Source organism: Rhodopseudomonas infernalis (assembly GCF_022271405.1).
GTDB lineage: Bacteria > Pseudomonadota > Alphaproteobacteria > Rhizobiales > Xanthobacteraceae > Rhodopseudomonas > Rhodopseudomonas infernalis.
On the sequence record NZ_JAJNAL010000020.1, the window covers coordinates 1 to 15575 of the forward strand.

At 62.8% G+C, this 15575-nt stretch carries 16 protein-coding genes; 11 read left to right on the forward strand and 5 right to left on the reverse strand.

Annotated features, from left to right (window positions below; translation table 11 throughout):
• Nucleotides 1-251: 251 nt before the first annotated feature.
• Nucleotides 252-782, reverse strand: coding sequence for a single-stranded DNA-binding protein (locus tag LPW26_RS14590; protein ID WP_238736137.1), 531 nt, complete (start codon nucleotides 780-782; stop codon nucleotides 252-254).
• Nucleotides 783-1236: 454 nt separating this feature from the next.
• On the opposite strand from LPW26_RS14590, the gene LPW26_RS14595 reads away from it, so the two are divergent.
• The 4 genes from LPW26_RS14595 to LPW26_RS14610 all read left to right on the forward strand — a co-directional run bounded on the left by LPW26_RS14595 (nucleotide 1237) and on the right by LPW26_RS14610 (nucleotide 6457).
• The gene (locus LPW26_RS14595) at nucleotides 1237-1962 is read left to right on the forward strand and encodes an outer membrane protein (RefSeq protein WP_238736138.1); all 726 of its coding nucleotides are present in this window, start codon (nucleotides 1237-1239) and stop codon (nucleotides 1960-1962) included.
• 282 nt (nucleotides 1963-2244) lie between these two features.
• On the forward strand, nucleotides 2245-5286 hold the full coding sequence (gene uvrA / locus LPW26_RS14600) for an excinuclease ABC subunit UvrA (RefSeq protein WP_238736139.1): 3042 nt from the start codon (nucleotides 2245-2247) through the stop codon (nucleotides 5284-5286).
• Nucleotides 5287-5454: 168 nt separating this feature from the next.
• Nucleotides 5455-6093 (forward strand): hypothetical protein, encoded by a 639-nt coding sequence (locus tag LPW26_RS14605; protein WP_238736140.1) that lies wholly within the window; start codon nucleotides 5455-5457, stop codon nucleotides 6091-6093.
• 148 nt (nucleotides 6094-6241) lie between these two features.
• Nucleotides 6242-6457 (forward strand): hypothetical protein, encoded by a 216-nt coding sequence (locus tag LPW26_RS14610; protein WP_238736141.1) that lies wholly within the window; start codon nucleotides 6242-6244, stop codon nucleotides 6455-6457.
• A 116-nt stretch (nucleotides 6458-6573) separates the two neighbouring features.
• On the opposite strand, the gene LPW26_RS14615 is transcribed toward LPW26_RS14610, so the two are convergent.
• Complete coding sequence (locus LPW26_RS14615; RefSeq protein WP_238736142.1) at nucleotides 6574-7761, reverse strand: hypothetical protein; 1188 nt, start codon at nucleotides 7759-7761, stop codon at nucleotides 6574-6576.
• A gap of 189 nt (nucleotides 7762-7950) precedes the next feature.
• On the opposite strand from LPW26_RS14615, the gene LPW26_RS14620 reads away from it, so the two are divergent.
• Nucleotides 7951-8109 (forward strand): hypothetical protein, encoded by a 159-nt coding sequence (locus LPW26_RS14620; protein WP_238736143.1) that lies wholly within the window; start codon nucleotides 7951-7953, stop codon nucleotides 8107-8109.
• Nucleotides 8110-8329: 220 nt separating this feature from the next.
• Nucleotides 8330-8686 carry a hypothetical protein gene (locus LPW26_RS14625; protein ID WP_238736144.1) on the forward strand — a complete coding sequence of 119 codons (357 nt, stop codon included), beginning with the start codon at nucleotides 8330-8332 and terminating at the stop codon, nucleotides 8684-8686.
• Nucleotide 8687: 1 nt separating this feature from the next.
• Here the strand turns inward: LPW26_RS14625 and LPW26_RS14630 are convergent, their stop codons facing one another.
• Both LPW26_RS14630 and LPW26_RS14635 read right to left on the reverse strand, forming a co-directional pair.
• The gene (locus LPW26_RS14630; RefSeq protein ID WP_238736145.1) at nucleotides 8688-9056 is read right to left on the reverse strand and encodes a DUF5615 family PIN-like protein; all 369 of its coding nucleotides are present in this window, start codon (nucleotides 9054-9056) and stop codon (nucleotides 8688-8690) included.
• A gap of 3 nt (nucleotides 9057-9059) precedes the next feature.
• Nucleotides 9060-9281 carry a DUF433 domain-containing protein gene (locus tag LPW26_RS14635; RefSeq protein WP_238736146.1) on the reverse strand — a complete coding sequence of 74 codons (222 nt, stop codon included), beginning with the start codon at nucleotides 9279-9281 and terminating at the stop codon, nucleotides 9060-9062.
• Between the two features lie 934 nt (nucleotides 9282-10215).
• Here LPW26_RS14635 and LPW26_RS14640 point away from each other — a divergent pair.
• Nucleotides 10216-10992 (forward strand): potassium channel family protein, encoded by a 777-nt coding sequence (locus LPW26_RS14640; RefSeq protein WP_238736147.1) that lies wholly within the window; start codon nucleotides 10216-10218, stop codon nucleotides 10990-10992.
• A gap of 247 nt (nucleotides 10993-11239) precedes the next feature.
• The gene (locus LPW26_RS14645) at nucleotides 11240-11530 is read left to right on the forward strand and encodes a GNAT family N-acetyltransferase (RefSeq protein WP_238736148.1); all 291 of its coding nucleotides are present in this window, start codon (nucleotides 11240-11242) and stop codon (nucleotides 11528-11530) included.
• Nucleotides 11531-11637: 107 nt separating this feature from the next.
• On the opposite strand, the gene LPW26_RS14650 is transcribed toward LPW26_RS14645, so the two are convergent.
• Complete coding sequence (locus LPW26_RS14650) at nucleotides 11638-12030, reverse strand: DUF3597 domain-containing protein (protein ID WP_238736149.1); 393 nt, start codon at nucleotides 12028-12030, stop codon at nucleotides 11638-11640.
• 422 nt (nucleotides 12031-12452) lie between these two features.
• Here LPW26_RS14650 and LPW26_RS14655 point away from each other — a divergent pair, with 422 nt between their 5' ends.
• From LPW26_RS14655 to trmFO, 3 genes are all read left to right on the forward strand, one after another.
• Complete coding sequence (locus LPW26_RS14655) at nucleotides 12453-13355, forward strand: DUF2189 domain-containing protein (RefSeq protein ID WP_238736150.1); 903 nt, start codon at nucleotides 12453-12455, stop codon at nucleotides 13353-13355.
• Nucleotides 13356-13836: 481 nt separating this feature from the next.
• Nucleotides 13837-13989, forward strand: a complete 153-nt coding sequence (locus tag LPW26_RS14660; RefSeq protein WP_011441614.1) for a DUF1127 domain-containing protein — start codon at nucleotides 13837-13839, stop codon at nucleotides 13987-13989.
• A 139-nt stretch (nucleotides 13990-14128) separates the two neighbouring features.
• Complete coding sequence (gene trmFO, locus LPW26_RS14665) at nucleotides 14129-15568, forward strand: methylenetetrahydrofolate--tRNA-(uracil(54)-C(5))-methyltransferase (FADH(2)-oxidizing) TrmFO (RefSeq protein ID WP_238736151.1); 1440 nt, start codon at nucleotides 14129-14131, stop codon at nucleotides 15566-15568.
• Nucleotides 15569-15575 lie beyond the last annotated feature (7 nt).

The window sequence follows — 15575 nt, forward strand, 5'->3', positions numbered from 1 at the left end:
TGAGGCTGCGCGAAGTACCAAGTGGCAGTCATTCCGGGGCGCGCGCCCTGGCGCGCGAACCCGGAATCTCGAAGTTGGTTGGTTTGTGCGGCGTTCGCCAAGCCGTGCCCGCCGCAGATTCCGGGTTCGCTCGCTGCGCTCGCGGCCCGGAATGACGAGCCAGGGAGAATGGGGCCGGCCGTGACGAACCCAAACGGCAGCGGCCGCCCCGTTGCCCGAGCGGCCGCGCCTTCCCCACCCGCCGACAACCTTTAGAACGGGATATCGTCGTCCATGTCGTTGGCGTGGCCACCGCCACCGCCGCCGCTCGCCGCGACCGGCCGGCGCGATTGGCCGCCCGAGCTGTAGCCGCCGCCCGACGGACCACCCGAGCCGAAATCGCCGCCGGACTGGTCGTCCCCGCCGTAGCCACCGCCACTGCCGCCGCCGGCGCGGCCGTCCAGCATCGTCAGCACCGAATTGAAGTTCTGCAGCACAACCTCGGTGCTGTAGCGCTCGGCGCCGCTCTGATCGGTCCATTTGCGTGTCTGCAGCTGGCCTTCGATGTAAACCTTCGCGCCCTTCTTGAGGTATTGTTCAACGACCTTGCACAACCCTTCGCTGAAGATCACGACGCGGTGCCATTCGGTCTTCTCTTTGCGCTCGCCGGTGGCGCGGTCGCGCCAGCTCTCCGACGTGGCGATGCGGAGATTGGCGATCGGCCGGCCGTCCTGGGTCCGCTTGATCTCCGGATCCGCACCGAGATTCCCGATCAGGATCACCTTGTTCACGCTTCCCGCCATCGCCGTCTCCTTCGAATCGATCGTCACGCGCCGGCCCTGCCACGCGCGCAAGTGTTGCTGTCCTAGCGCTTACGCTGTCCGCCGCTCGCCGCCCATCCTCCGCGGCCGGGAAATGGCCGCGCCGCCCCCGTTATCCACCGGCATTACAGCCCAAACTATGTTCCAGTTTTGTTCTGCGCAACACCTAAGTCGCGGATCAGTCAAGGTTATCCATTCGAACAGCCGGGAGCCGTCTCGCATCCACGTTCGGCAAGCGGTAAACCGATGCCGAAATTCTCCAATTGCTGATGAGATATCAGGGCCTTCCGGGTTCCAACTTATCCCGCAGTGTGACTTTTCGGAGACGGCATCTGTCGCGGGAACAGCGTATGGTTCCATCACGAATTGAGAAGGCGCTCGCGCCAGCCTGTGCGGGGGACAACGCATCAGGCTCTTCAGCGGATGGGGTATTACGATGAAAAAGCTTTTCCTGGGTACTGTGGCTTTGATCGCTCTGGGTGCGGCGCCGGCAATGGCTGCCGATCTCGCGGCGCGTCCCTACACCAAGGCTCCGCCGATCATTGTGGCGGTTTACAACTGGTCCGGTTTCTACGTCGGCGCCAACGCCGGTTGGGGGACCAGCCGCAAGAGCTGGGATCTGTACGTTCCGGGCGGGCTGGTGAGCGAAGGCTCGCATGACGCCTCCGGCGCCACCGCCGGCGGTCAGATCGGCTACAACTGGCAGGTCGCCTCCTGGGTGTTCGGCGTCGAGGCGCAGGGCAACTGGGCCGATTTCAAGGGCTCGAACGTCAGCCTGGCCGCTCCGGCTTTCACCAACCAGTCGAAGATCGAAGCCTTCGGCCTGTTCACCGCCCGTATCGGCTACGCCTGGGACAACGCCCTGCTCTACGCCAAGGGCGGCGCCGCGGTGGTCAGCGACAAGTACAGCTTCTATCCGACCGGCATCGGCGCGACGTTCGCTGACGCCTCCGAGACTCGCTGGGGCGCGGCGGTTGGTGCCGGCTTCGAATACGGCTTCACCCCGAACTGGTCGTTCGCGGTCGAATACGATCATCTCTTCCTGGACAAGAAGGACGTGACGTTCTCGAACGGCTCCGCAGACCGCATCAAGCAGGACGCCGACATCGTCACCGCCCGCATCAACTATCGCTGGGGTGGCCCGGTGGTCGCGAAGTACTGAGCTTCGCGCTCGCGTCCGAGACGCGAACATCCGAGGCGAAGATCTGAGACACGAAAGGCCGGCCTCGCGCCGGCCTTTTTGTTTTTGCGGGGGGTCTACGCCCACGGGTGAGGAACCGCCCGGTCTGCCTCGCTGTCGGCGAACAATCCGGTTGATGGTCACGCCTCGGCTCTGGAAATTGCTGATCGTTCTTCCTATGTTCCAGGCTCAGCTCTTCCCCGGCGTGGCCTGGTCGATCCGGTCGTGCCCAACTTGCGCGCCCGCCGCGCCTGGACACCCTGCATGGACGAAGTGATCAAGGCGAAGCGCCAGCCGGCCCAACAGCCAACCCATCAGACGGCTTTGGCCTCGAGCCGGACCTCCATCACCATTCGCGGCGCCCGCGAGCACAATCTCAAGAACGTCGACGTCGTCATCCCGCGCGACAAGCTGGCGGTGTTCACCGGCCTGTCCGGCTCCGGCAAATCCTCGCTGGCGTTCGACACCATCTACGCCGAGGGCCAGCGCCGCTACGTCGAGTCGCTGTCGGCCTATGCGCGGCAATTCCTCGAGATGATGCAGAAGCCGGACGTCGACCAGATCGACGGCCTGTCGCCGGCGATCTCGATCGAGCAGAAGACCACGTCGAAGAACCCGCGCTCGACGGTCGGCACCGTCACCGAAATCTACGACTACATGCGCCTGCTGTGGGCGCGCGTCGGCGTGCCCTACTCGCCGGCCACCGGCCTGCCGATCGAGAGCCAGACCGTGTCGCAGATGGTCGACCGAGTGCTGGCGCTGCCGGAAGGCACGCGGCTGTATCTGCTGGCGCCGGTGGTGCGCGGCCGCAAGGGCGAGTACCGCAAGGAGCTCGCCGAGTGGCTCAAGAAGGGCTTTCAGCGCGTCAAGATCGACGGCACCTTCCATGAGCTCGCCGAAGCGCCGACGCTCGACAAGAAATTCCCGCACGACATCGACGTCGTGGTCGACCGCATCGTCGTGCGCCCCGACATCGGCCAGCGCCTCGCCGAGAGTTTTGAAACCGCGCTGAAGCTGGCCGAAGGCCTGGCGGTGATCGAATTCGCCGACGCCCCCGCTGCGGCGGCTGCGCCCGCTCCGGCCGCCGAAGAGCCCGAGGGCAAGAAGAAAAAGGCCGACAAGAAAGTGGCCAAGATCCACGACAAGAGCGGCGCCGAGCGCATCCTGTTCTCGGAGAAGTTCGCCTGCCCGGTGTCCGGCTTCACCATCCCGGAGATCGAGCCGCGGCTGTTCTCGTTCAACAACCCCTATGGCGCCTGCCCGGAATGTGGCGGTCTCGGCATCGAGCAGCACATCGACGCCGATCTGGTGGTGCCCGACAAGGAGCTGACGCTGCGCAAGGGCGCGATCGCGCCGTGGGCCAAGTCGTCATCGCCCTACTACGTGCAGACGCTGACCGCGTTGGCTAAGTTCTACAAGTTCACGCTCGACACCAAGTGGAAGGACCTGCCGAAGAAGACGCAGAACGCCCTGCTCTACGGCTCCGGCGACGACGAGATCAAGTTCTCCTATGAGGACGGGGTGCGCTCCTACGACACCAAGAAGCCGTTCGAGGGCGTCGTCACCAATATCGAGCGCCGCTTCCGCGAGACCGAGAGCGAGTGGGCCCGCGAGGAGCTCGGCAAGTACTTCTCCGACGTGCCGTGCGAGGCCTGCCACGGCCACCGGCTGAAGCCAGAGGCGCTGTGCGTCAAGATCGGCGGCAAGCACATCGGCGACGTCTCGGAACTGTCGGTGAAGGCCGCCGGCGACTGGTTCGCCGCCGTCCCCGCGTCGCTCAACACCCAGCAAAACGAAATCGCCGTCCGCATATTGAAAGAGATCCGCGACCGGCTGAGCTTCCTGCTCGACGTTGGCCTCAACTATCTGACGCTGGCGCGCGCCGCCGGCACGCTGTCGGGCGGCGAGAGCCAGCGCATCCGCCTCGCCTCGCAGATCGGCTCAGGCCTCACCGGCGTGCTCTACGTGCTCGATGAGCCGTCGATCGGCCTGCACCAGCGCGACAATGCCCGGCTGCTCGACACCCTCAAGCGGCTGCGCGACCTAGGCAACACCGTGATCGTCGTCGAGCACGACGAGGACGCCATTCGGCTGGCCGATTTCGTGCTCGACATCGGCCCCGGCGCCGGCGTCCATGGCGGCAACATCATCGCCCAGGGCACCCCCGCCGAGGTGATGGCCAATCCGAACTCACTAACGGGCAAGTATCTCACCGGCGAGATGTTCGTGCCGGTGCCTGAGCGCCGGCCGCCGAACCATCGCCGCACGCTGAAGGTGATCAACGCCCGCGGCAACAATCTCAAGAACGTCTCGGCCGAGATTCCGCTCGGCCTGTTCACCTGCGTCACCGGCGTGTCCGGCGGCGGCAAGTCGACGCTCTTGATCGATACGCTCTACAAGGCGATCGCCCGCAAGCTCAACAATGCCAGCGAGCCGCCGGCGCCGCACGACCGTATCGAAGGCCTCGAGCACATCGACAAGATCATCGACATCGACCAGTCGCCGATCGGCCGCACCCCGCGCTCCAACCCCGCCACCTACACCGGCGCGTTCACGCCGATCCGCGAGTGGTTCGCCGGCCTGCCCGAATCCAAGGCGCGCGGCTACGAGCCGGGCCGCTTCAGCTTCAACGTCAAGGGCGGTCGCTGCGAGGCGTGCCAGGGCGACGGCGTCATCAAGATCGAGATGCACTTCCTGCCCGACGTCTACGTCACCTGCGACGTCTGCAAGGGCAAGCGCTACAACCGCGAAACGCTCGAAGTGCTGTTCAAGGGCAAGTCGATCGCCGACGTGCTCGACATGACGGTCGAGGAAGCCGCCGACTTCTTCAAGGCGGTGCCGCGCGTCCGCGAGACCTTCAAGACCCTGCACCGCGTCGGCCTCGACTACATCCATGTCGGCCAGCAGGCCACCACGCTGTCCGGCGGCGAAGCCCAGCGCGTCAAGCTCGCCAAGGAACTGAGCAAGCGCGCCACCGGCCGCACGCTGTATATTTTGGACGAGCCCACGACGGGCCTGCATTTCCACGACGTCGCCAAACTGCTCGAAGTGCTGCACGAGCTGGTCGCGCAGGGCAACACCGTGGTGGTGATCGAGCACAATCTCGAAGTCATCAAGACCGCCGACTGGGTCATCGATCTCGGCCCCGAAGGCGGTGACGGCGGCGGCGAAATCGTCGCCTGGGGCCCGCCGGAGGACATCGTCAAGGCACCAAGGAGCTACACGGGGAAGTTTTTGAAGCCGGTGCTGGAGAAGAAACCGCCGACGGCGGTGCGGAAGCGGAAGGCGGACGAGGCGGCGGAGTGAGATTACAATTAGCGATACGCGATCGTCATGAAGAGAACTCTGAGATATACTCTGCGCCTTCACAATCATGTCGGGGAGATAACTCGAAAGTATTTCGAGTTTCGCGCTCCGTTTTTCGAACCTTCGGAGCATCGCGATAGGTTTAGCGCAGATCTGCATAGAGATTACTTGAAAGAGTTGATTACAGACCGGGCCAATTATGCGGACCTAACACCTGATCAGCGTTATCTGCACGATTTAGGGGGACTTGTATCGCCGATACTTTCGGCGTATCGCGCTAGAATTCGACTTTCTCGCTTGTCACGCCGCACCGGTACAATCAACGCATCTTCACGACTTGAAGACACCTGCCAACGAATTTCTCTCGAAGCATACAATTTCAAAGAGCGCTTGAAACTCTTCGGCGACAGTTTGTCGGACATCCTCTGCGCTAAGAGCGAAAGAAAAGAAATTTCAGCTAGAGTTGGCTCGATCATTCGAAAATACGAGAAGGAGAACGGCAGAATAATCAGATATCGCAACTATGTGATTCATGGCCCCCGAGGACGAATAGACGAATTTGCAGACCTGCGAACCTGGGAGATAAGCGGCTTCCTTTTGCACAATGATTTGTGGTTCGACTACAACAATGAATTCGACGAAATGCGTGAGACGTGGGCATCACTAACTTGTCGACTCTTGGCCGCGATGGAGGAGGCAGTGTTTTCGATACAAGCCCTAAACGAGAAATTATTGACGGAGGCGGGACTCTCCTTCAGTAACTCTGCGAGCGCAGCCCGGGTGAGCGAAGCGACGACCGGGTCTTGAACGCTCCCGCATATCGCTTCGCTCATGCGGGCCACGATGAAATGCATTACGATTGAGGGGCTACTCGGCGGTCCGGTACTTCTAAAGATGGAGTATCGCCCCGTTCCGCGCGACGATCGTCCGCGGACTTCATGCAACGGAGGCCATGATGACTCGTGTGTCGAGAGAATTCATCCACGAAGGCCGTTACTGCGCCGAAATCCAAGTCGAGTTGATCGAGGACGACACCGCGTGGTCGCCCTATCGGTCGCCGGCGGAAGTCCGAAAACTCGATGCCGCTCGCGAAGCGCTCCGTCGCCGCGACCTGGCCGAAGCCGCAAAATACGGCCGAGTGTTCGAACTGAGGCCCGTCGCTGCGGAGTGAAGTCCGAATCGTGCCCAGATTCAGTCCAAATGGCAATCATCAAGACGGGCGACAGGGTCATCGACCTCGGCCGAGGGTGCGGCGAAGTGGAAGACGGACGAGGCGGCTGAATCGATCTAGGCGGACCTCGATCTTCTCCTAGGGCCTTTAGCGCTTGCGCTTTCTTCCATTGGTGACGACATGGGCTGCGTCACAGACATCAACTTCTTGACCCTTTCAAAGAGCCTATCTTCATTTTCATTGTTTGCGAGCTCTAAGGTTCGCTGATCCTTTCCGATCAGAAAATTCCTCTCGGTAGCCTCCAGCCGCTCTATTATTCTGGCAAGTTTGGCCTTATCCATATATCGCAGCGCTGACATGAATGCTATTTGCCGCGCATCAATATTGGTCCCCTCGTTGGAGAAGTATCTCATATATTCAAGGCCTTTTGATTGATATCTGAACATTATTAGAGCCAAGAATTCGCACAAGACAACAAATGTATAACTTGGACCATGTCGAAGCAACGACATCGACCAGTCGACGTGACGTTCCATCAACGCCGGGTCGCTCAAGAATTGACGGAGATTTAGATATAGCATCATTCCCAGAACGGTGAGCCCAACGAGAGATAAGGCGATTCCTATCCATCGAAAGTAGCTCGCCTGGATACGAGCGGCTTCCGCATACTGCAATGCTCTATTACGCATTTGCACGAATCGATCAAAGGCGTCCTGCTTAAATGAATTTAGCTGCGCAACCTCATCTGTCTGCTTTGCGATCTTCTCACCGAGTACTGAAATTAGATCATCTCCCACAACGGCATCGATACGATCAGCCAGCTGTGTTTTGATTAGTTTTTCTGAAGTAGCCGAAAGACGCTCGACCGCAGCATCGATCTCTTTCTGAATTCGAGATTGAAACTCTCGAACCATAACGTCGCCCGTTGCTGCCACCAAACGTTCGGCTGCCGATACGGATTCGCTTGTCGACGATTCACTGGTGATCCGCTTGCTGAAGACACGCCCTAATGCAGCTTCAACACGATGAGCGATATTACGAAATGCTGCTACTATGAATAGCGCAGCTGTAGCTCCGACACCTAATTTGGCTGCGGAACTCCGCAGTTCCGGAGACGAGAGTATCGCGGCTAAGGACGTCGATTTCGCCTCCGCCAACTCGCCGACTGCGCTCACCGCAATTGTAATGGCTCCGGCGGTAAAGCTTGCAATTAAGAGCAGAAAATATAGATACAAGCTAGCCAACACCATGCCATGTAAGCGAGTAGTACCACTCTTCAACAATCGATCGACGGCCCCAAACATTCAAACTCCGTGCCAAATGTAGTAATACTCAGGCCATAAGCATTAGTAATCGTAATCGTATATATGTGATTTGGAGTAGTTAAACTTTAGTTTTATTCACGACACTCAGACGAACAAAGGCTACGTCGCTCCAATTTCCGAGACGTAGCACACTAAGCTCGAATGAGTGTCGTGAAAGGATATTGCGACATGCACATCGTCGCGCTGGCCCAACTGCCGATGCACCTTATTTCAATAGCTGTGACTTCGCTGAAGCCCATACATTCCGCCATGCTTCGCCTCTCTCTTCTTCCTCTTGTCTTCTCTCTTTGCAATGGCTTCCTTCAACGTCGCGGCAGCAAGCCGTAGCCCGGATGAAGCGCAGCGCAATCCGGGACTGATCAGAAACCCGCATTTCGCTTCTTGTCAGCGTGGCGACAGGTTGTAGCCCGGGTGAGCGGAGCGATATCCGGGGCTTAGGCGGTCCCCGCATTCCGCTTCGCTCCATGCGGGCTACGGCGCGCCGCGCCCGCCCGTCGCACCCGAATGTGTCTCGCCCTCCCGCCCCAGCCCGTCTACACTCCCCCCCATGAACCGCCTCACCTCTCTCACGCTCGCCGTCGCGCTCGCGCTTGTTCCCCTCACCGCCTCGGCGGCTTCGTCCAAGAAGGCCAAGCGGGCGCAGAGCAGCGGCCTGCCCGGTTATGTGCAGCCGCCGAGCAATTCGGTGCCGCTGTTCATGCAGAAGCTGTCGCGCGCGCAGCTCGCGCTGATGCACAAGCCGCGTCCGTGGTACATCGACCCGACGCCGGACTATCCGCGCTGGAACGGCGACTGGCGCTATCTCGGCCGGCCGGGCTTCTACCGCGGCCGCTATAATGGCGGGAGCATCGGGCCGTGCTGGACGCAGACGCCGATCGGGCCGGTGTGGAATTGCGGGCGATAGGTCAGGCTTTGCCGTCCGCCCGCAATTTACGTGCTCTCATGCGCGCCTGCTCGATCACGACATAGCGGCCGAACAGATCGGCCCCATACCGCGCGATGACATCTTTCAGCCGCGCGGCCTGCATTGCCGAGTCGGCCGGATCAATCCGGAGCAACACCAAGCCCGGAACGGAGTGTCCAAATCGAACGGTGAGCTCGCCGAAATCTTTGTCCTCTGTCAGCAGCAATCGTTCGTCGGTGACTGCGAAATCAATTACGTCGGCATCGCTGAGTCCCGGTGCCATCTCGGCGATATACAGCACATCATGACCGTCAGCGCGCAGCGACCTGACTAACGAGGCGGACACGCACTCGTCGGCGAGCCAGCGCATGGGTCAACCGAAGATGACGTCTTGATCTGCCAGATAGTCCGCCGCGAAGGCCTGGGCCGCCCGGATATCGTCGGCTGTCAGGCGTGGATGCTCGGCGACAATCTCCGCGGGCGACAATCCGGCGCCGAGCTTGCGCAGAATCAGCTCCACCGGGATGCGCGTGCCGCGTACCACCGGTTTTCCGGCCATCACGTTGGGATCGATCTGGATACGTTCGTGGCGCATTGTTGGACCAACATGGATATCCGATCGGGTAGACTAGCATGGTTGGCGGCCGGCGCCACAGCCCGCTCGCCGCACACATCATTCCGGACGGTGCGCGCAGCGCGCCGATCCGGAATCCCGAGATGTTGGCCGACCCAGCGGCGCAGAGATTCCGGGTTCGTCCGCCGCTGTGCGGCGGCCGCCCCGGAATGACTCGCGGAAAGGATGTCGCGTCCCAGTTCAAGACAAAAGGGTCGGCCACCGCTTGACAGGACTTTAAACCTGTGACTATAGTCCGTTCATCCCACCTCGCTGCGAGGGGCGTTCGCGATCGTCACGAACGCGGGGTGGGATGCGGTGGACGGGAGCGGCGTTCTGGCCCTCGATCGCGTCACGGGTAACCGTGGCGGGTGAGCAGGGGTCGACGACCCGCGCGGCTCCCGGACGGCCAAAGTCGCGATATCCCGGCGCATCGCCTTGCGCAGGGAGCAGCGCCAAGCCGCGCCCGCCCCGAGGTGCCGACAGCCGACCCGAAAGGCGGCGGTCTCACCTCCCCGGGCGAACGCGGACGGTGCGTCAGCCTCCCACAATGGTGGATTACTCAGGCTCGCCCACCAGGGGTCTTCGTCGAACCAGGCCGTTAAAACCATTGCGTGCGGAACGCCGGGCGTCTCCGGTGTGACCGTGGTGTCGAACTCGTGTGCTTTTGTTTGTTGCACACGAGGCCGCGGGTGCATCGGGCACCCGGCGTTCCGCGCGCCCTCGTCTGATCGAGGGCGGGACGTTCACCGCAAACCCCGGGCGTTTGGCGCCGCGGGAACGGAGGGGTGTGCGTGACGTTCGTTCGAGGCGATGACGACCACCAACCGATCAGCGACCCGCAGCGGCCGACCGGCACTCCGGCGCGCGGCCCGCTCCCCTTGCTTCACCCGCCCGTCCCGGCCAGAACTTCGCCATGACCCTGCATGATCTCCGCGTCGCCATCCGCCGGCTCTACGAGGGCACGACGCCGCGCGGCGTGGCGTTTCGCTACGCCCTGCTGGCGTTCGATATCGTCACCATCGCGTTCATCATCGGCACCTCGTTCCTGCCGCCGAACGACCTCATCGAGATACTGGACGGCGTGTTCGGCGCGCTGATCCTGATCGACTTCGCCGCGCGGCTGTACGCCAGCCGCCGTCCGCTACGCGAATTCGGCCGGCTCGCGACCTGGACCGACGTCGTCGCGATCGTCTCGTTCCTGGCGCCGCTGACCGGCGAAGCCGGCGGCTTCCTGCGTATCCTGCGCACGCTGCGGCTGCTGCGCGACTATCAGATGCTGGCGCGGCTGCGCAGCGACAGTCATTTCTTCCGCCGCAACGAGGAAGTGGTGATCGCTATCACCAATCTGGCCGTGTTCATCTTCGTGATGACGGCGCTGGTGTACGAGACCCAGCACTTCCGCAACCCGCAGATCGCCAACTACGCGGACGCGCTGTACTTCACCGTCACGGCGCTGACGACGACAGGGTTCGGCGACATCACGCTCTCCGGCACCACCGGCCGGATGATCAGCGTGGTGATCATGATCTTCGGCGTCACGCTGTTCTTCAATCTGGCGCGCGCGCTGCTCAGTCCCAACAAGGTGCGCTTCCCCTGCCCGACCTGCGCGCTGCAGCGCCACGACGCCGACGCGGTGCATTGCAAAGCGTGCGGTACCATCCTCAACATTCCGGACGACGGGTTGACCTAGCGACGCCGAACACATCAGGACAGCATCGACGCGATCAACCTTGGGAATATCCCGGATTGCGTCCGGCGTTGTCCTGTGGCTTGAAGCGCCGAGCTTCATCGACAGCGGTGCGCATCGCAGCCGTGCAAGCTTGCATTGCCGCACCACTCTTGACATGAGCAGACGCGACAACACCTGTTGGCCACGGCGTGCCGCCCGGCCGGCAGCATCACAGTCCATGCGACACCAACACGAAAAGGGAGACGCCATGAGCGGGACCACAACCGCGGCCGACGTGCGCGACAACAAGGCGCAAAGCCGCTTCGAGCTCGATGCCCATGGCGAGATCGCGTTCGCGAATTATCGCCGCGTCAATGGTCGCGTCATCATCACCCACACCGAGACTCCGCCGCCGCTGCGCGGCCGCGGCATCGCCTCGTCGCTGGTACGCGGCGCACTCGACCACATCCGGGCCGACGGCCTCAAGGTTACTGCCGGCTGCGGCTTCGTCGCAGACTATCTCGACGCCCATCCGGAATATTCCGACCTCAAGGCCTGAGCGGGAGCCCGCCTGTGAGCCTGCGTCGCCGAACCGCCGAACGCAGCGCCGAACGCAAGAAGGCCCGCCGAAGCGGGCCTTCCCGGGTGAAGTGCGGCTGTGCGCGATCAGTGCTTGATATCGTCCGGCAGCTTGCCGCCATTGGCGGCCAGCTTGGTCATCACCTGCTTGTGCAGCCAGATGTTCATGCTGGCGCTGTCGTTCATGTCGCCGGTGAAGCCGAGCTCCTTGGCGAGTTCCTTGCGCGCCGACAGGCTGGAGTCGATGTCGAGTGCCTTCATCAGATCGACGATCGAGGTGCGCCACTCGAGCTTCTCGCCCTTGCCGGCCACGGCCTTGTCGAGGATCGGGGCGACATCGACGGTCTGGCCCGGAGCCGTCTGTGCCGGCGCGCTGCCGGCGCCCGCGGTGGTGGTCGAGTTTGCACCGGGCGCGGCCTGCGGCGCAGCATCCGCGCTGCTGCCGAAGATTGCGCTCATGATCTTGCCGAAAATGCTCATGTTTCCTCCAGGTGGATGGTGACGACCGGACAGTGACGATGGCACCGCGTCCGGCCGGCGAAGCTACCGCGTTGCGGTGAGCTTGCCAAATATGGCAGCGCGATGAAGCTTCGCCCCTGCTACAAGTAACTCGAGACGCGATGGTTGCGAGGGCCGCCGATGCTGCACCGCCTTCAGGCCGCAGCGCAGCAACTAACTACGAGGTTGCACGTTGACGCTCTCTCACCGAAGCGTGACGAGCGCGCCCGGCAAACCGCGCTAAGCTTGCGGCACAGTTCGCGGCACGCTCGGTCTCAAGACCAGTTCAAAATTGCTCTCGCGTCTGGTCCACCGATCCTGATCGTTTTCCGCGAACCAAGCCGGCCAGCCGGTCACGGCAGCAGAGCCGGTTCGCAACGTGCAACAGCATGGGAGAAACGAACATGGCGACGATCTACCCTGCAAATGCCCCCGAGATCGGCGTGGTCCCGGCGACCGCGCCGATTGTCCATCGGCTCACCCTCGCCGATCTGCACGACGCGCTGCGTCGCGGCTGGGACGACTTCAAGGCCGTGCCCAGCCACGCCGTCGTGCTGTGCGTGATCTATCCGATCCTCGGCCTGGCGCTGGCGCGGCTCGTGCTCGGCTACTCGGTGCTGCCGCTGCTGTTTCCGCTCGCCGCCGGCTTCGCGCTGATCGGCCCGTTCGCAGCGCTCGGCCTGTACGAGCTGAGCCGACGCCGCGAGATCGGGGCCGACGCGTCCGCCTGGCACGCCTTCGACGTGCTGCGCTCGCCGTCGTTCGGTGCGATGCTCGGGCTCGGTGCCATCCTGCTCGCCGTATTCGTGGTGTGGATCGCGGCCGCGCAAGCGATCTACGTCTCGGCGTTCGGCTATGCACCGGCTGCCGCGATCCCGGATTTCTTCAGCCGCGTGCTGACCACGCCCCAAGGCTGGATGCTAATCGTGGTGGGCTGCGGCGTCGGCTTTCTGTTTGCGGCCGTGGCGCTGTGCGTCAGCGTGGTGTCCTTTCCGATGATGCTCGACCGCCACGCCGGGATCGGCGATGCGGTGACCACCTCGCTGCGCGTGGCCGCCCGCAATCCGCTGCAGATCGCCGTCTGGGGCCTGATCGTCGCGGCCCTGCTGGTGGTGGGCTCTCTGCCGGCCTTCCTCGGCCTCGCGGTGGTGATTCCGCTGCTCGGACACGCGACTTGGCATCTCTACCGCAAGGCGGTCGAGCCGAACCCCTTCCCGCCGCAGATCCGACCCTCACGTCGCATCAAGCGCTCGGCGGCCGACTTCCCAGCCACCCTGCTGCAATGGCCGACGCGGAACGAAAACTGAATTACGACTCATTCTCGACAAGCCGCCGGCCGATTTCGGCCGGCGGGGAACCCGAATGGTGCATTGCGATGGATCAATTTGATCGGCCGATTGAATGTGTGTTCATCATGCGTTTAACGCATGCGACGGCGCCACATTGTTCCACCGGCTTAACCGCCCTTGGACTGAGTCCTAGAAGCTTTGTGCCGAAACGGGTCGACAAATCCGGCGCCAAATGACGGAAGTTGCGGCCGGAATGCACTATAGTGTGAATACAGGTCTTGGCAGTCGAATTTTCCCGCCGATCGCGGCTCGTCGACCCATGCGAGAGCGGACGCCGAGCTGCGCCAGAAGGGTTAATCATTCCTTGTCGGAGGTATGTGTGTATCGCCTAGCTGCGGTGCAGCATTTACGCTGCTGGAATCGACGGGTGTCTCCTATATTGCAGTCAACCGGTTCGGCCCCTCCGAAGGACTGAACGGCGACACAAGGAGACTTCGTCATGTTGCTTTCGCTTATTCGCGCCCTTCGCGCGTTCCGCGACTATCAGCGCAACCTCGCTGAACTCTCGCAGCTCAGCGATCGCGAACTGGCCGACATCGGACTCGACCGCTCGGATATCCCGCGCGTGGCGTCCGGTCACTTTAACGGTTGACCGTCCGACCGACCTGTTCACGGCCAGCGCCCGCAGCATTGCGGGCGTTGTCGCATCCGGGCGTTGCTGAGCGATGGGAACATCGCCCGCAAGTTGGAAACGGAATTGACCCGGTGCTGAAACGCGCTAGCTGTAGCGCATGATCAGCACACCAATTCCCTCTTCGCACCAGCCTGTCCATATTATCGGCGCCGGCCTCGCCGGCACCGAAGCTGCTTGGCAGCTAGCTCGCGCCGGCGTGCGTGTCGTGCTGCACGAGATGCGGCCGCATCGCTCGACCGAGGCACACAAGACCGATGGCCTCGCCGAGCTGGTCTGCTCCAATTCCTTCCGCTCCGACGACGCCGCCAACAACGCGGTCGGCCTGCTGCATGCCGAAATGCGGAAGCTCGGCTCGCTGGTGATGCGCGCAGCCGACGCCAACCAGGTCCCGGCCGGCGGCGCGCTGGCGGTCGATCGCGACGGCTTCTCCGCCGCGGTGACCAAGGCCCTGGCCGAACATCCGCTGATCGAGATCCGCCGTGAGGAGATCGCCGGCCTACCGCCCGAGGACTGGGGCAACGTCATTGTCGCCACCGGCCCGCTGACCTCGGCGCCGCTCGCCGAGGCGATCCGGTCGCTGACAGACGAGTCCGCGCTGGCCTTCTTCGACGCGATCGCGCCGATCGTGCATCGCGACTCGATCGACATGTCGGTCGCCTGGTTTCAGTCGCGCTACGACAAGGCCGGCCCCGGCGGTACCGGCGCCGACTATCTCAACTGTCCGATGACCCGCGAACAGTACGACACCTTCGTCGATGCGCTGATCGCCGGCGAGAAGGTCGACTTCAAGGATTGGGAGAAGGACACGCCGTATTTCGACGGCTGCCTGCCGATCGAGGTGATGGCCGAGCGCGGCCGCGAGACGCTGCGCCATGGGCCGATGAAACCGGTCGGACTCACCAACCCGCATAATCCCACGGTGAAGCCCTACGCTATCGTCCAGCTCCGCCAGGACAACAAGCTCGGCACGCTGTTCAACATGGTCGGCTTCCAGACCAAGCTGAACTATGGCGCCCAGCAGCGCGTCTTCCGCACCATCCCCGGGCTGGAAAGTGCTGAATTCGCAAGGCTTGGCGGGCTACATCGCAACACGTTTCTGAACTCGCCGAAGCTGCTGGATAGCGGCCTGCGCCTGCACGCCGCGCCGCGGCTGCGCTTCGCCGGGCAGATGACCGGCTGCGAGGGCTACGTCGAATCCGCCGCCGTGGGTCTGTTCGCGGGACTCGCAGCGGCGGCCGATGCGCTCGGCACATCGCTGACTTCGCCGCCGCCGACCACCGCGCTCGGCGCCCTGCTCGGCCACATCACCGGCGGCCACATCGAAACCATCGACGCCGGACCGCGCTCGTTCCAGCCGATGAACATCAATTTCGGCCTGTTCCCGCCGCTCGCGCAAGCGCCGACTCACGGCCCCGACGGCAAGAAGCTGCGCGGCCCGGACAAGTCCGTCGCCAAGAAGCAGGCGCTGAGCGCCCGCGCGCTCGCCGACATGGACGGCTGGATTGCGGAAAGCGTGAAGCTGCCGGCGGCAGCATAGTTTCGCT

Bases quoted from the DNA above. Each gene is read 5' to 3' on its own strand.
- LPW26_RS14650 (WP_238736149.1), bottom strand. From the start codon at position 12,030: ATGAGCATTTTCGGCAAGATCATGAGCGCAATCTTCGGCAGCAGCGCG.
- LPW26_RS14620 (WP_238736143.1), top strand. From the start codon at position 7,951: ATGCACATCGTCGCGCTGGCCCAACTGCCGATGCACCTTATTTCAATA.
- uvrA (WP_238736139.1), top strand. From the start codon at position 2,245: ATGGACGAAGTGATCAAGGCGAAGCGCCAGCCGGCCCAACAGCCAACC.
- LPW26_RS14660 (WP_011441614.1), top strand. From the start codon at position 13,837: ATGTTGCTTTCGCTTATTCGCGCCCTTCGCGCGTTCCGCGACTATCAG.
- LPW26_RS14625 (WP_238736144.1), top strand. From the start codon at position 8,330: ATGAACCGCCTCACCTCTCTCACGCTCGCCGTCGCGCTCGCGCTTGTT.
- LPW26_RS14635 (WP_238736146.1), bottom strand. From the start codon at position 9,281: ATGCGCCACGAACGTATCCAGATCGATCCCAACGTGATGGCCGGAAAA.
- LPW26_RS14630 (WP_238736145.1), bottom strand. From the start codon at position 9,056: ATGCGCTGGCTCGCCGACGAGTGCGTGTCCGCCTCGTTAGTCAGGTCG.
- LPW26_RS14640 (WP_238736147.1), top strand. From the start codon at position 10,216: ATGACCCTGCATGATCTCCGCGTCGCCATCCGCCGGCTCTACGAGGGC.
- trmFO (WP_238736151.1), top strand. From the start codon at position 14,129: ATGATCAGCACACCAATTCCCTCTTCGCACCAGCCTGTCCATATTATC.
- LPW26_RS14615 (WP_238736142.1), bottom strand. From the start codon at position 7,761: ATGTTTGGGGCCGTCGATCGATTGTTGAAGAGTGGTACTACTCGCTTA.
- LPW26_RS14655 (WP_238736150.1), top strand. From the start codon at position 12,453: ATGGCGACGATCTACCCTGCAAATGCCCCCGAGATCGGCGTGGTCCCG.
- LPW26_RS14645 (WP_238736148.1), top strand. From the start codon at position 11,240: ATGAGCGGGACCACAACCGCGGCCGACGTGCGCGACAACAAGGCGCAA.
- LPW26_RS14595 (WP_238736138.1), top strand. From the start codon at position 1,237: ATGAAAAAGCTTTTCCTGGGTACTGTGGCTTTGATCGCTCTGGGTGCG.
- LPW26_RS14610 (WP_238736141.1), top strand. From the start codon at position 6,242: ATGACTCGTGTGTCGAGAGAATTCATCCACGAAGGCCGTTACTGCGCC.
- LPW26_RS14590 (WP_238736137.1), bottom strand. From the start codon at position 782: ATGGCGGGAAGCGTGAACAAGGTGATCCTGATCGGGAATCTCGGTGCG.